We start from the raw sequence: 13,880 nt of genomic DNA on the forward strand, positions 1-13,880 counted from the left end.
TCCTGCTCGGTGGGCGCGCCCGGCTTCCCCTCCGCCGGTGCCGCCCCGGTTGCCGCCCGGCAGCGCGTCGTCGTCGTTCAGAGCTCGGCGGTCGCGGCGCGGCGTCGGCGCGAGTCCGCGCGAGCCCGGGCGAGGGTGCCCGCCGCGACCAGTGCCATCGACGCGCAGATGCAGCCGAGCGTGAAAGCGGAGGGGCGCAGCCTGCCGTCGAGCAGCTGCAGCAGGAACGCGAACAGCGGGGACGCGCACACCAGCAACGAGGTGGTGATCGGCTCGGTGTGGCGGATGCCGATCTGCAGCACGTAGATCGGCAGCCCGACGCCGATCACCGCGATCACGGCCGCCGGGAGCAGGGCCGCCGCCAGCTGCGGCCGGTCCTCCAGCCCCACCAGGCACCACGTCACGGCAGCGGTGAGCCAGAACCGCGTCGCGAGCACCGAGTTCGGCGGGCATCCCCGGTCGCTCAGCCGCTTCATGTAGAGGATGTTGGCCGTCGAGCCCACCGCGCACGCGCAGGCGAACCCGACGCCGAGCACGGCGTCCGAAGTGGACACCGCGCCGAGCGCGCTGCGGCCGGTGAACGAGCCCCACACCAGCGCGCCGAGCACGGCGCACAGGCCGATCGCGATCACGACCTCGCTCGCGAGCACCGCGCTGCCCCGGCGCATCAGCGGCCCCCCGATCAGCGTCAGCACCGGGCCGAGCGCGAGACCGAGCACGTTGACCACCGCGGGTTCCAGGTGGTCCAGGGCGTAGAACGTGGCGATCCAGGTGACCGCGGTGGTGGCGTTCACGCCGATCAGGTTGCGCCGGTGCGGGAGGAGCTCCCCGATCCAGCCGGTCCCGGAGCGGCGGTGCGTCTCCAGCCCGAAGAAGAACAGCGCGGTCATGGTGAACGACAGCGCCGCGAGCGCGGGCGGGCTCACCAGTTCCAGGCTGTGCCCGCCGTAGACGTCGAGCGCCGCGGTCAGCACGGCGTAGGTGAGCAGCGGCAGCACGCCGCGGACGAGCGTGCCGCCCGTCGTGGTGTCCGGTCGCACGAACGTTCCCCCCTGCCCCGGGACGAGCCCGGGGCGCGTCTCGGTGATCGGTTGCCGTCCGGGTCAGCGGGCACCGCCCCGGAACGTCGCCCGCACGCCGTGGCCGTCGAGGAAGTCCAGCCAGCGCCGCACCGCCTCCCGCTCGGCGGCGGCCTGGTGCAGGCCGGGGACCGTGCGCCCGGCGAGGACGTCGAGCACTCCGCAGGCCAGCCCCACCGAGACCAGCCGCGGGGTGGCGCTCTCGGCGTCGTCACCGATCACGTCCAGCACCTCGGTCCCCGCCCACAGCGGGCCGTTCTCGTCGTCGAGCTCCAGACCGACCGACAGCACCACCCGGTTGCGGTCGGCCGGGGTGCTCGGGTGCGCGGCCGCGAGTTCCCCCGCCAGCTCGGTGATCCGGTCCTCGTCCGCCTCGGGGAGTTCGGCGAACACGGGCTTCCACGCCGCGCTCCAGCCCGCCAGGCGCAGCGTCCCCCGGATGAAGGTCTCCAGCCGCCAGGACGCGGGGAACCGGTAGGTGTCGATGAACGGCAGGCTGTCCCGGTTCGGGTAGGCCTCGAACCGCTCGGCGCCGACCGCGACCTCCCGGACCGCCTCCCAGGGGCGCTCGGCGGTGCGCTCCTCTCCGTCGTCGAGGTAGCGCGCGGGGGTGAGCAGCGCGGTGAGCACGCCGCGCGGCGCCCAGCTGAACCGGTAGCGGAACTCGTCGGGCTCCGCCGGGTTGCTGCCGCAGTAGGAGGTGAACCGCGCTCGCACCGGCCGGTCGCCGACCTCCCGCGACGCGCGGTGCACGAGGTCGTGGCCGAGCAGGTGGTCGATGCCGGGGTCCAGGCCGGACTCGGTGAGCACCACCGATCCGGCGCGCCGCGCCCGCTCCGCCTGCTCGGCGATCTCGGGGCTCAGGTAGCTGGAGCAGGCGAAGTGCGCGCCGTGCTCCAGCGCGGTGCGCAGGACCCCGCCGTGCTGGGTGGCGGGCAGCATCGAGACCACGAGGTCGCCCGGGTTGAGCTCGGCTTCGAGCGCCCCCGGGGCGAGCGCGCGGGGATCGGCCGCCCCGGCGAGATCCAGCGCGGCGAGGTGCCGCGCGGCCTTGTCCGCGGTGCGGCCCCACAGCAGGGTGCGCTCCGCCTCCGCGCACACCAGGCCCAGCCCGCTGCCGGTGGACAGGCCGGTGCCGAGCCAGTGGACCCGTCCGGTGGGTGACCTCATCGGTTTCCTCCTCCCACCGGGCCGCGCAGCGCGGCCCGGAACTCCTCGGCGCACCGCTCCCAGACGGGCGCTCCGGTGAACACCGTCCGCAGGTGCGCCAGCAGGTCCGCGGAGAACGCGGCGCTGGCCTCGCGCGGAACCAGGGACGGCAGGTTGTCGATGGCGATCACGTCCAGCGGCGGGTCGGCGCGCAGCCGCCGCACCGGCTCCGCCCAGTCGGTGACCTGGGCGTTGACCGGCAGTCGGTTGTGATCGGAGGTGACGTCGCAGGTCACGTCGCTGATCACCGAGAGCCGCCGGTCGGTGCGCGGCAGGTCGTCGGCGGTGACGAACGGGGGAGCGGGCCGGTCCGAGGCCACCGCGTTCACCAGCAGCTCGTGCGCGAGCACCTGCTCCCGGTCCACGACGCGGGTCTCGGCGAGGTCCCAGCGGGTGATGTCCGCCCCGGCCAGCGCCAGCGCGTCGCAGGCGCCGCGCCCGGCCCGGCCGAGCGCTCCGATCACCAGGGCGCGCGCGCCCGGGGCGCACCCGCGCACCCGTTCGTCCACCTCGGACCGGGAGGTCGAGCGCAGCGGAGCGGTCCGCGTCCCGGCCCGGTGCCGCGCGGCCAGCGCGGCGCCGAGGTAGCCCGCCCAGTAGCCGAAGGCCGCGACGCGGCGACCGGACTCGTCCACCAGCGACTCCAGGTCCAGCAGCTCCCCGCCGCCCGCCGCGAAGCGCGCCAGCAGCCGCCCGGCTCCCGCCTGCCCCTTGTAGGCGTGGCCGAAGAACACGTGGCGGTGCCGCAGCTCCCGCGTTCCGGCCGGCTCCTTGAGGCCGAGCACGACGGTCTCCGCCGCGCACCGCGGCCAGCTCCCGGTGGGCGCGAGTCGGCAGCCCGCCGCCGCGTACTCGGCGGCGGGGAAGGCGCGGCGCCCGGATTCCTCGACGGTCACGGCGATTCCGGCCGCGACCAGCTCGCCCGCGTCGCCGGGGGTCAGCGGGGTCCGGTGCTCGGTGGGCGCGTCCTCGTTGCGCAGCCACAGGTGCGGTGCTGGTCCGGTGCTCACGGTGGAGGGTCCTCTCCTGGCGCGATCAGTGGATGGGGCGGCCGGTCGACTCGCCGGAGAGGGCGGCCTGCCACGGCCGCACGGGCGGCGGCGCTTCGTGGTGCTCGGGGACGGCGACGTGCAGCACGCGCGGTCCGGCGACCTGCGCGGCGGCCAGGCCGGCGAGCTCGTCCAGGTCGTGCGTGCGGGCCCCGGGCAGGCCGGTTCCCCGGGCCAGCAGCACCGGGTCGATCGGGCCGGGATCGACGCCGAAGTGGCGTCCGCCGAGGTAGAGGTGCTGAATCATCTTGATCCACCCCATCGAGGTGTTGTCCAGCACCACGTAGGTGATCGGCAGACCGAGCCGCGCCGCCGTCTCCCACTCGCCGACCGCCATCGCGACGCTGTTCTCCGTCGTCAGGCACAGCACCCGCTCCCCGGGGTGCGCCACGGCGACGCCGACGGCGGCGGCGACCGCGTACCCCATCGGCCCGTGCCCGCGCGGGATCACCACCCGCCAGCCGCCGCCCCCGGTCTCCCAGTGGCAGGCCAGGTAGGGGGTCGGGGTGCCCGCGTCGGCCACCACCCAGGCGTCGCCGAAGGCGCCCCGCAGCACCTCGACGACCTCGCGCGGCCGCAGCACGCCCGGCGGGGTCTGGGGGAGCGGGGCCGCGTCGACCTGCCGGCGCCACCGCCGCCGCTCGGCCGCGAGCTCGGCGGTGCGGCGCGCGCGGACCTCCTCGGCGGCGGCCGGGACGGCGGCGCGGAGCTGGTCGAGCACCGTCGCGACGTCGCCCACGAGCGGGATGGCGCCCGGGTAGGTGCGGCCCGCGCGCGCGGCGTCGACGTCGAGGTGCGCGATGCCGGGGCCACCGCGCGGTGGGGCGGTGAAGCCGACGGTGTCGGTGGCGTTGGCGCGGGTCCCGGCGAACAGCGCGAAGTCGCTGCCCGCCAGCCAGGCGTGCGCGTGCTCGCGGGCCCCGTTCGACCCGGCCACGCCCAGCGACATCGGGTGCGCCTCGTCGAGCGCGCCCTTGCCGTGGATGGTGGTGGCCACGGGCAGCGCCGCGTGCTCGGCGAGCCGCAGCAGCTGCGGCCACGCGCCGGACAGGTGGACCCCGCCACCGGCGAGCAGCGCCGGTCGCTCGGCGGCGCCCAGCAGGGCGGCGACCCGGGCCACGGCCTCCTCCGGTGCGGCCCGGCGCACGGCCGGGAACCCGGGCGGTGCCGGGGCGGGCTCCGCGCCGGGGACCTCGGCGGGCTCCTCCAGGACGTCCTCCGGCAGCACGAGCACCGCCGGGCCGGGTCGGCCCGAGGTGGCCGCCGCGATCGCCTCCGCGAGGAGCCCGGGGATCTCCGCCGCCGCCTCCGCGCGCCCGCGCCACTTGGTCACGGCGGCGAACAGCAGCTCCTGGTCGACCTCGCTGATCGCCGAGGTGCCCGCGCTGCGCCGGTTGTTGTCGGTCGTCAGCACCAGCACCGGGATGCCGGAGGCGGAGGACTCCCCGAGCCCGCCCGCCAGGTACACGGCCCCGGCGCCGCTCGCGGCCTCGCAGACCGCCAGCCGTCGCCGGGTGCGCGCGTACCCGTCCGCCATGTACCCGGCGTGCCGCTCGTCGCGGACCAGCACGTGCCGGACGTCCGCGGTCCGCCGGGCGAGCGCGTCGTAGAACGCCACCCCGGTGTCGCCGGGATAGCCGAAGACGGTGTCGATCCCGTGCCGGACGAGCGCGTCGACGAGCAGTTCGGCCCCGTTCCCCGTCGCGGTGCTCCGCTCCCCGGTCACGGCGTCACGTGGCAGGTGACGACGGCGCGGACGCGCTCCCCGGACAGCGGGCGCTGGTAGCGGAACTGCGCCGTGCTGACCGCGTCGAACCCGGATTCGAGCGCCTGCCGCCGCATGTACTCGGCCGAGAGCCAGCGGAAGCCGTCCACACCGGGCGCGGCCTGGACGTCGCCCCCGTCGCGCGGGGAGTCGTTGGAGGCGATGAGCGTGGCGCCCCCGCTCGCGCACCAGCCGCGCACCCGGTCGAACACCGGGCGCAGCCCGTGCTCGGGGCTGTGCAGGTGCCCGAGGAGGCCGTCCAGGTAGAGCACGGTCCAGGGCGCGTCGGGTTCCCAGCGGAACAGGTCGGCGCAGACGGCCGGAACCCCCTTGCGCCGGGTCAGCTCGACCGCCTCCGGCATCGCGTCGACGGCCAGCACCGGGAACCCGGCGCGGGCGATGTCGGCCTCGACGGCGCCGTTGCCGCAACCGAGGCTGAGCAGGCCGCCGCCGCGCTTGCCCAGCGCCCCGGTGAGCAGTTCACCCATCCAGTACCGGTACCCGGGGTGATAGGTGGCGGGGGTGATCGAATCACCGTCCGCGCCGCCTTCCTCCCAGATGTCGAAGAGGCTGGAACCGCGGTCGAATCGATCGCGGTAGAAATGCGCGAGATCGTGGTGCAACGAGTTCGATTCCGTGGATTCCGCGGTCATCTTCGTCCCTGAATTCGAGTTCCAGCGCACGTCTCCGCGCGTCGGGCCACCGGTGCCCGGCGTGGCGTCACCGCGTCGCGGGCGCCCGCCGTCAAGCTGTCCTGCCTGGTCGCCGCATGTGAGCGCGTCCGTTCGAGGGCTCGGTCGGCTCGTGGCCCGGTGCCCTGATCGGCGTCCGGAGTTCCGGATCCCGCGCGAAACCCCTGCGGCGAGGGGTCATCCCCAGTGGTGCGTCCGGTGCGCCGCGATCGCGGTCGTCCGGCAGTGCTCATGGGATCACCGTTCGAGGTTCCCGCGAATCTGCCAGAAGGGTGAATTGGTGCGTTTCATTCGATGGTGGAAATGTCGAAGAATGGTTCGGGCATATTCCAGTCGGTTGATTCCTGCTCCCGTGTCGCGCTGGCGCCGCGCGTCCCCTGTGGAACCATCGGGGCCATGCCGGTCGACCAGCAGCTGCTCCTCGCGTTCGTCCTGACCACGTTCGTCGCCATGATCACGCCCGGTCCGGACATGCTGTTCGTCCTCGGCTGCGGCACCCGGGGCGGCCCGCGCGCGGGACTGCTGGCCACCGCCGGGGTGGCGACCAGCGAGCTGGTGCACGTCGCCGTCGCGGCGGCCGGGCTGGCCGCGCTGTTCGCCGCCGCGCCCACCGCGTTCACCGTGGTCCGGCTGCTCGGCGCGGCATACCTGATCTACCTCGGGGTGCGCACGATCCGGGAGCGACGGCGGGGATCGGCGCTGCCGGACGTCGGTGGCGTGTCCCCGCGCACGGCCTACCTCACCGGGCTGTGGACGAACCTGCTGAATCCCAAGATGGTCACGTTCTCGATCGCGTTCCTGCCGCAGTTCGTCGATCCGGCCCTGGGGAGGGTGTGGTTGCAGTTCGTCGTGCTGGGCGCGGTGCTGGTGGTGCTGGAGTTCCTCGTGGACGGCACGGTCGGTGTCCTCGGTGGACGGATCGGGGCCTGGTTGCGGGAGAAGCACCGGGCGCGCAGACGGCTGGACACCGCGACCGGCGGCCTGTTCATCACCCTCGGCATCGCCCTCGCCCTGCACCGCTAGCGCCAGCGAGGACGCCCGGCTCGGACCCCGCGTCGCCGGTGTCGGCGGCGGTGCCGGCGTTCGCGGCGGACTCCTCGCGAGGGCGGCGCGCACCCGGAGCCGACGCGGGACGGCGAGCGGCCGGGGTTCCCCCGGAGGCGGTCAGCAGAGCTGCTTCGCGTACCAGTGCTCCGCGTCGACCTGGTCGTCGTACGGCTCGATCTCCCGGTAGCCGTGCGCGGCGTAGAGGGCGCGCGCCTCGACGAGCACCGCCCTGGTGTCCAGCACGATCCGGCTGGCGCCGAGCCGCCGGGAGGTCCGCTCCGCCGCCAGCAGCAGGTCACGTCCGAGGCCCGCGCCGCGTCGCTCCGGGCGCACGTACAGGCGCTTGAGCTCCGCGCTCCCGGGCAGAGCCCGCAGCAGCCGCACGCCCGCGCACCCGAGGAGGCCCCCGGCGGCACCGCGAGCGACGAGGAGCGCTCCGCGCGGCGGCCGGAGGTCGCCGTGCGGGTCGCGGGCGAGCACCGCCGCGATCTCCGCCTCGGTCGCAGGCCGGCCGAGCACGCGTCGGCCGACCTCGGCGACGTACTCGCGCAGCGCGACTTCGACGTCCGCACCCGCGACCGGCTCGGCGCCGATGGTCCACCTGCGGATCATCTTCGACGGACCGGGCGGCTGAGGTCCAGCGGGCGTCTCCGGCCGGAGGATCAGGGAGCCCGCGGCGGGGTCAGGCGGAGTTCGACCACCGGCAGCGCCGGGTCGCGCACGTCGATCTCCGCGCCGAGCGTCGTCTCCACGGCGCCCTTGAGCCGCGCCCACGCCCTCGCGTGCCGCCGGGCGTAGCCGGTGAGCACGACGGCCGCCTCCTCGGTGCTGAGCCGGCGCGCGATCACCGGTACCGAGCGGTGTCGCGCCGCGGAGATGCGCGCGCCCGGATGCGCCTCCAGGTTCCGGAACCACTGCGAACGGGTGCCGAAACCGGAGGCGACCAGGTAGACGTCCGGGGACGGGTGGCCGATGACCTCCAGGACGACCCGGCGCCGCGCGCCCGTCCGGCGTCCCACGTGCTCCAGCATCAGCAGCCGGGAGCCCAGCAGGAATCCCAGGCGGGCGCGGAAGAGCCAGATCGGGGCGCGCATCAGGGTGCGGTTGCGGAGCAACCGGGCCCCGGCCCGGGCGAGGGCGTTCGCGGGGGGCGGTGCGGGTTCGGTCATGGTTCCCCCGGTTCGCGCGGTGCTGACGTCGGCTGCCCGCAGCCAGTGTCGCACCGGCGGATCAACCGCGGAGCCGGTTCGCGACGGATTCCCATCCGCGCGGGGCCGCCGACCGCGGCGAACGGAGCCCGCGCGGCGCGACGGGATTCAGCGCGGCTCGGGCCACTCCAGCGCTCGGCGGCTCGTGAAGTGGCGCGGCAGCCCGGAAACCGGGTCGGTGAAGCGGAGCTCCTTCGCCAGCAGCCGCAGCGGATCGGTGAAGTCGTCGGCGGCGCGTTCCCGCACCCGCGGGTAGAGGTCGTCGCCGACGATCGGCAGGCCCAGCGCGGCCAGGTGCACCCGGAGCTGGTGGGTGCGGCCGGTCGCGGGGAGCAGCCGGTAGCGGGCGAGGCCGCCCCGCCGTTCGGCGAGCTCCACCCGGGTCTCGGCGTTCGGCTGCCCCGGTTCCTCCCGGGCCTGCAGGACCCCGCGCTCCTTGACGATCTTGCTGCGCACGACGCGGGGCAGCGCGAGCTCCGGGTCGTGCGGCGCGATCGCCTCGTACTCCTTGCGCACCTCGCGGTGCTGGAACAGCAGCTGGTAGTCCCGGCGAGCTCCCGCGTGCGCGGTGAACAGCACGAGCCCGGCGGTCGGCCGGTCCAGCCGGTGCACCGGGCTGAGCTCCGGCAGCCCCAGGCTCCGGCGCAGCCGCACCAGCGCGGTCTCGGCGACGTGGCCGCCGCGCGGGGTGGTGGCGAGGAAGTGCGGCTTGTCCACCACCACCAGGTGCTCGTCGCGGTGCAGCACCTCCACCTCGAAGGGGACCGGGATCTCGGCGGGCAGCTCCCGCCGCATCCAGAGGACGCTGCCCGGCGAGAACGGAGTTCCGCCGTCCACGACGGTCCCGTCGTGCGCGGCCACGCGGCGCTCCGCGAGCATCCGGTCCACCTCGACGGCCGGCACCGGAAGCCGCTCGACGAGGTGGTCTCGCACCGTCGCCCACGGACCCGACCCCGGGGTGCGCAGGCGGACGGCGTCCAGGCCGTCCTGCTGCGGGAGCGGGGAGCGGGGCTTGCGTCGCATCACCGGCCAGCCTAGACGGCCCGCAGCCGGCGGCGGCCGTCCAGCCCGGCCGGGTGACGCGCGGTGGCCGGGGCGGGGGAGCCGACGATCGGTGCGGCGGCCCGCGTGGCCCAGGCCCCGCCCGCGAGGCGAGGCCCGGGACGGCCTTGCCCCCGGGCGGATGAATCACGCGGGGCCGCCCCCGCTCGGAATGGCCGCCCGCCCGACCTGCTCTTACCGTCGGGAACGGCCGATCTGGGGGGAGCGGACATGGTGGAAGGTGACGTGGAGACCGCGGTGCGGGCGGCGCGGAGCTGGATGTTCACACCCGCGACGCGGCGGGAGGACTTCGAGGCCGCGGCCCGGTGCGGGGCCGACGCGGTCATCCTGGACCTGGAGGATTCGGTGCGGCCGCAGGACAAGGCGATCGCCCGCGCGTTCGTCGTCGAGCACCTGAGCGGCGCGCACGGCGACGGCCTGGTCACCTCGGTGCGCATCAACCCGGCGGCCACGGCGGTCGGGCTGGCTGACCTGACGGCGCTGATCTCCGCCGGGAACGACCCGGACGTGCTGGTGCTGCCGCGCACCGAGTCCGCCGGAGCGCTCGGCGTCATCGAGAACCTGCTGTTCGAGGCGGGCAGCCGGACGATGCTGGTGCCGCTGATCGAGACCGCTCGCGGCCTGCGGGCCCTGCCCCGGCTGCTCGCCTCGCAGACCCGGGTCGTGGGCGTGCTCGCCAGCACCGCCGACATCGCCGCCGACCTCGGCGGCGCCGGGGATCCGGAGGTGGCGGCGTCGGTGCGCGCGTCCGCGGTGCGGGCGGCCTCGGCGGCGGAGGTCGTCGCCATCGATTCCCCGTTCTTCGGGGCGGATCCGGCCGAGCTGGAGCGGCAGGCGCGCGGGGCGGCCGGTTCCGGGTGCACGGCGAAGGCGGCCGTGCACTCCGGCCAGCTCGCGGCGATCAACGCGGCGTTCGCACCGACGGCGGAGGAGCTGCGCTGGGCCCACGACGTGCTCAAGCGCAGCGCCGCCCGCCTCCCCGACGTCGAGGAGGCCGATGCCGCCAGGGCCCGCCGCTACCTCCAGCGGGCCCGCCCCACGGCGGAGCGCGCACCGGAGCCCGCCGCGATCTGACCCGGTCGGCGGTCGCCGCTCAGCCGCTCACCACCAGGTGACCGGCAACGACTTCACGCCGCCGGTGATGCGGTCGCTGCGGACGTCGAGGGCGTCGACCTCGGCGGCCAGCCGGAGCTCCGGGAACCGCTGGAACAGCTCGGTGAACACCACCTTGAGCTCGGTGCGGGCGAGGCTCGCGCCGATGCAGAAGTGCATCCCGTGCCCGAAGCTGAGGTGCACGTTGGGCTTGCGGGCCGGGTCGAACCGCGTGGGCTCGGCGTGCACGGAGTCGTCCCGGTTGGCCGCGCCGGTCGGGATCAGCACCGCGTCGCCGCGCGCGATGATCTGCCCGCCGATCTCCACGTCCTCGTGCGCGTAGCGCAGCAGCCCGAGCCCGCTGGGGTCGGCCACCCGCAGGATCTCCTCCACCGTGGACTGCACGCGACCCGCGGGGTCGGCGGTGAAGGCGTCGCGCCGCTGGAGATCGGTCAGCAGCAGGAGCACGCCCAGGTCGATGCGGGTCACGGTGGTCTCGTGCCCGGCGAACAGCAGGCCGGAGGCGAGGGTGCTCATCTCGCCGTCGTCGAAGTCGGGGTCGGTCTCCTGCGCCCGCACCAGGTCGGTCACCACGTCCTCGCCCGGGGAGCGGCGCTTGACCTCGGCGAGCCGGGCCATGTACCCGGCCAGCTCGGCCCGCGCGGCCTGCGCGGCGTCACCGGTGCCCATCCGGCTCATCCGGTCGGAGAGCCCGGCGAAGTACTCCCGATCCTCGAACGGCACCCCGAGCAGCTCGCAGATCACCAGCACCGGCAACGGGAACGACAGGTGCTCGTGCAGGTCCACGGGCGCGGCCGGGTCGGCCTCGTGGGCGGCCTGCATCGAGTCCAGGCAGCCGAGCACGAGCTCCTGCACGTGCTCGGTGAGCAGCCGCATCCGCTTCGCGGAGAAGGCGGGCGTGAGCAGCTTGCGCATCCGGGTGTGCCGCGCCTGCTCGGTGTCGTACTCGCCCTGGGGGCCTTCGAGCACGCCCGCGTCCGAGATCCGCGACGCCTGCTCCGGCGCCGGGTGCGAGCGGCCGAACCGCGCGTCGCCGAACACGACGCGCGCCTCCTCGAAGGAGGTGATCAGCCAGGCCGGGTCGCCGGCGGGCGTGCGCACCCGGGTGATCGGCGCCTGCTTGCGCAACACCTCGTACAGCGGCGCGGTCTCCAGCACGTTCGGCCGGTCGAACGGGAGCTGCGGGAGGGCTTCGGCGGTGGTGCTCATCAGTGCTCCTTCTCCTGGGGTGGCGGGGAATCCGCGGTGGCCCGGGCGGCGATGCCGTCGAGCCAGCCGAGTTCGGCGTGCAGGCGGCGGGCGGACTCGTCGAGCGCCTCCCGGCCCCAGCCACCGATGCCGTCGCGGGCGAGCGACTCGACCCGCGCCCGGCGCTGCCGCAGCGCCCGGCGGCGGGCCTCCACGACGCCCAGCCGCTCATCGGCGGTCAGCAGGTGGAAGTGCGCCAGCCGGGCCAGGAACTCCGAGTCGTCACCGGCGAGTTCGGCGGGCAGCTCGGCGAGCATGTCGTGCAGCAGCTCCCGGCCGACCTCGGTGATCGTGTAGACGTTCCGCGGCGGCCTGCCCTCCTGCGGTTCGGCGGTGCGGGTCACCGCGGCGGCCTCGGTGAAGCGCCGCAGCGCGGGGTAGAGGGAGTTGTTCGACAGGGCGTAGCCGGTGGTCTCCTCCACGCGCCTGCGCAGCTCGTACCCGTGGCTGGGCTGCTTCGCCAGACTCGCGAGCAGCAGGACCTCGATCCACACCTAGGTCACGATAACCTAGGTCAGGGTGACCGTCGATGGCTGACGACCGCTTCGCGCCGAACCTCCCGTTCGCGCGCCGAGGTCTCCCGGCGGCCTCGGGCTCGTCGTTCGGGGGCGGGCCGGGCGCGGGCGGGGAGGCGCCCGCGCCCGGCCCGGTGTCCGGCCGCGCCCGGTCGGGGGAGGCGAGGCGGCGGCCGGAGTTGGCGGGGATCAGCTGGCGCCGTTCCGCTCGTGGTGCGGTTCGGCGTCGCACCCGGGGCAGGAGAGAGCGCGGACCCGGTCGGTCCCGGAGAGCTGCTCGGTCAGCGCCGCGCGGACGCCGCGGATCGAGACGTCCGCCGCCTTCCCGTTCCAGCGCCAGCGCCGGAAGGCCTGCCGGATCCCGTCTCCGGACGGGCGCCAGTGATGCCGCCCGCTCACGTGCGGCGCCGGGTGCACGGAATCCGGTGCCGCCATCGGTGCCGTCCGCCCGCCACCGGTTCGGCGGTGGGCCAGGCGATCGGCGTTGCCGGCAGCGCTCCCGCCGCGACGACTCCGGTGCCCGCGGAACACGCGCGGCACACCTCCCGATCCGCCGCGCCCTCCGGGACGTGCGCGCCGCGCCGCAGGTGCACCGGGCCGTAGACGTAGGCGCCGCACCGCGACGGCAGCGCGTCCCCGCTGGTCCGCCGCACGGCGTGCCACCGCGTGTCCACCGGCCCCCGCGACGCCGCCCACGCCGGGACGGGGGAGGCGGTACCGGTTCTGCCCGCCGGGCGGGCATGTTCCGCGTTCATCGTTTGTTGCCCCTTCGATCCTGAGCTGCGGCGAGATCACTTCTGACGCTGTGCGTAATCTTGTGGGCACACTGCGTTATCGGGAAGCGGCCGGAGGTTTTCAGGTGTTTTCAGAGGCGGAGGAGGGTTCGACACTGCGGAGGGCGCGAAGGGAAGCTGGCGTCAGCCTGGCCGCGATGGCCAGGATCGCGAACTACTCGGCCGCTCATCTCAGCAACATCGAAGCGGGACGACGTCCCGTCACCGTCGATATCGTTACCACGTACGAGCGAGAGCTAGGCCCGATTGGAGACGACATGCTGCGTCGCCGGGACATCACGCACCCGCGAGTGCTGCGAGCGCCGCGCCCGACCCTCACCCAGCTGGCTCGTTCGATCGACTCCGGCGACCCCGGTGCGCTGGCCGATGCGCCGTCCAGTCGTGCGGTGGACTTCTTCCTGGCGTCGAAGCTGAGCGCGAGCGGGGCGGACCACCTTCGGGACTGGGTGCGCACCGGATCCACCGCCACTCTCCGGGCCAACTCGGTAGCGGTGCTGTCGAAGATGGCGCACCGCGAGGACGTACCGCTGATCATCGAGTCGCTGGAGACGGATGAGAAGGTCCGCGTGTTGAGTCTGGCGTCCGAGGTGTCCAAGCTGATGCAGCACGATTGGCAGACCTGCCTTCGCGTGGCTGGGGATCCGAGCACGGCGCCGGAACCGCGCAAGCTGGCGAAGGCGTTGACCAGGGAAGCGCTCTTGAAGAACGACGTGGAATCCCGTTGGTGCGGAGCGCGTCTGCTGAGAGATCTGGTTCCCGTGCTGGACCGATGAGAGGAGCGTGCATGAGCGCGGAGCAGACCTGGATCAAGGCGAGCCGCAGCCAGAACACGGCATCGTGCGTCGAGGTGGCGACGACTTTCGACGAGGTCAGGGATTCCAAGGATCCGGGCGGGCCGACGTTGAAGGTGGGCGTGGGAGGGCTGGTGCGCGCGATCAAGGCCGGTCGCTTCGACTGACGCGGGAGCGCCCCGGAACGCGGCACGTGCTCCGGGGCCTCCGCCGGTGCGGCGGCGCTCCGCGGTGGTGCGCGGCGCGGACCCGAGAGGGAGTGTCGTGGCTCACTTCGGCTTGAGCGTGCCCTCAGGGCACAGGATGTG

General features: G+C 74.7%; 16 protein-coding genes. 4 read left to right on the forward strand and 12 right to left on the reverse strand.

Annotation, left to right across the window (positions count from 1 at the left end; translation table 11 throughout):
- Window positions 1–77 precede the first annotated feature (77 nt).
- The 5 genes from ACL03H_RS06625 to ACL03H_RS06645 form a co-directional block, all read right to left on the reverse strand.
- Window positions 78–1,040 (reverse strand): EamA family transporter, encoded by a 963-nt coding sequence (locus ACL03H_RS06625; RefSeq protein WP_412810199.1) that lies wholly within the window; start codon window positions 1,038–1,040, stop codon window positions 78–80.
- A gap of 63 nt (window positions 1,041–1,103) precedes the next feature.
- Window positions 1,104–2,249 (reverse strand): saccharopine dehydrogenase family protein, encoded by a 1,146-nt coding sequence (locus tag ACL03H_RS06630; protein WP_412810200.1) that lies wholly within the window; start codon window positions 2,247–2,249, stop codon window positions 1,104–1,106.
- On the reverse strand, window positions 2,246–3,298 hold the full coding sequence (locus tag ACL03H_RS06635) for a Rossmann-fold NAD(P)-binding domain-containing protein (protein WP_412810201.1): 1,053 nt from the start codon (window positions 3,296–3,298) through the stop codon (window positions 2,246–2,248). Before ACL03H_RS06635 ends, ACL03H_RS06630 begins: the two co-directional genes overlap by 4 nt.
- A gap of 25 nt (window positions 3,299–3,323) precedes the next feature.
- Window positions 3,324–5,063: a thiamine pyrophosphate-binding protein gene (locus ACL03H_RS06640; RefSeq protein WP_412810202.1), complete on the reverse strand. Its 1,740-nt coding sequence runs from the start codon at window positions 5,061–5,063 to the stop codon at window positions 3,324–3,326.
- The gene (locus ACL03H_RS06645) at window positions 5,060–5,755 is read right to left on the reverse strand and encodes a methyltransferase domain-containing protein (protein WP_412810203.1); all 696 of its coding nucleotides are present in this window, start codon (window positions 5,753–5,755) and stop codon (window positions 5,060–5,062) included. Before ACL03H_RS06645 ends, ACL03H_RS06640 begins: the two co-directional genes overlap by 4 nt.
- Before the next feature lie 435 nt (window positions 5,756–6,190).
- On the opposite strand from ACL03H_RS06645, the gene ACL03H_RS06650 reads away from it, so the two are divergent.
- Window positions 6,191–6,817 carry a LysE family translocator gene (locus ACL03H_RS06650; protein ID WP_412810204.1) on the forward strand — a complete coding sequence of 209 codons (627 nt, stop codon included), beginning with the start codon at window positions 6,191–6,193 and terminating at the stop codon, window positions 6,815–6,817.
- Window positions 6,818–6,958: 141 nt separating this feature from the next.
- Here the strand turns inward: ACL03H_RS06650 and ACL03H_RS06655 are convergent, their stop codons facing one another.
- From ACL03H_RS06655 to ACL03H_RS06665, 3 genes are all read right to left on the reverse strand, one after another.
- On the reverse strand, window positions 6,959–7,453 hold the full coding sequence (locus ACL03H_RS06655; protein ID WP_412810205.1) for a GNAT family N-acetyltransferase: 495 nt from the start codon (window positions 7,451–7,453) through the stop codon (window positions 6,959–6,961).
- Window positions 7,454–7,503: 50 nt separating this feature from the next.
- Entirely contained in the window at window positions 7,504–8,010 is a 507-nt protein-coding gene (locus tag ACL03H_RS06660) for a nitroreductase family deazaflavin-dependent oxidoreductase (protein ID WP_412810206.1), read from the reverse strand.
- Window positions 8,011–8,157: 147 nt separating this feature from the next.
- Entirely contained in the window at window positions 8,158–9,072 is a 915-nt protein-coding gene (locus tag ACL03H_RS06665) for a pseudouridine synthase (RefSeq protein WP_412810207.1), read from the reverse strand.
- A gap of 249 nt (window positions 9,073–9,321) precedes the next feature.
- Between ACL03H_RS06665 and ACL03H_RS06670 the strand changes: the two genes are divergently transcribed.
- On the forward strand, window positions 9,322–10,185 hold the full coding sequence (locus ACL03H_RS06670; protein WP_412810208.1) for an aldolase/citrate lyase family protein: 864 nt from the start codon (window positions 9,322–9,324) through the stop codon (window positions 10,183–10,185).
- A gap of 27 nt (window positions 10,186–10,212) precedes the next feature.
- On the opposite strand, the gene ACL03H_RS06675 is transcribed toward ACL03H_RS06670, so the two are convergent.
- The 4 genes from ACL03H_RS06675 to ACL03H_RS06690 all read right to left on the reverse strand — a co-directional run bounded on the left by ACL03H_RS06675 (window position 10,213) and on the right by ACL03H_RS06690 (window position 12,640).
- The gene (locus ACL03H_RS06675) at window positions 10,213–11,433 is read right to left on the reverse strand and encodes a cytochrome P450 (RefSeq protein ID WP_412810209.1); all 1,221 of its coding nucleotides are present in this window, start codon (window positions 11,431–11,433) and stop codon (window positions 10,213–10,215) included.
- Window positions 11,433–11,966, reverse strand: a complete 534-nt coding sequence (locus tag ACL03H_RS06680) for a PadR family transcriptional regulator (protein ID WP_412810210.1) — start codon at window positions 11,964–11,966, stop codon at window positions 11,433–11,435. The genes ACL03H_RS06675 and ACL03H_RS06680 overlap by 1 nt, the downstream gene beginning before the upstream one ends.
- A 210-nt stretch (window positions 11,967–12,176) precedes the next feature.
- Window positions 12,177–12,386, reverse strand: a complete 210-nt coding sequence (locus ACL03H_RS06685) for a hypothetical protein (RefSeq protein ID WP_412810211.1) — start codon at window positions 12,384–12,386, stop codon at window positions 12,177–12,179.
- Window positions 12,383–12,640, reverse strand: a complete 258-nt coding sequence (locus ACL03H_RS06690; protein ID WP_412810212.1) for a hypothetical protein — start codon at window positions 12,638–12,640, stop codon at window positions 12,383–12,385. Before ACL03H_RS06690 ends, ACL03H_RS06685 begins: the two co-directional genes overlap by 4 nt.
- Window positions 12,641–12,846: 206 nt before the next feature.
- On the opposite strand from ACL03H_RS06690, the gene ACL03H_RS06695 reads away from it, so the two are divergent.
- Window positions 12,847–13,554 (forward strand): helix-turn-helix domain-containing protein, encoded by a 708-nt coding sequence (locus ACL03H_RS06695; protein ID WP_412810213.1) that lies wholly within the window; start codon window positions 12,847–12,849, stop codon window positions 13,552–13,554.
- 11 nt (window positions 13,555–13,565) lie between these two features.
- The gene (locus ACL03H_RS06700) at window positions 13,566–13,739 is read left to right on the forward strand and encodes a DUF397 domain-containing protein (RefSeq protein WP_412810214.1); all 174 of its coding nucleotides are present in this window, start codon (window positions 13,566–13,568) and stop codon (window positions 13,737–13,739) included.
- Window positions 13,740–13,880 lie beyond the last annotated feature (141 nt).

The sequence above is a fragment of the Saccharopolyspora antibiotica genome (assembly GCF_047200635.1).
GTDB lineage: Bacteria > Actinomycetota > Actinomycetes > Mycobacteriales > Pseudonocardiaceae > Saccharopolyspora_C.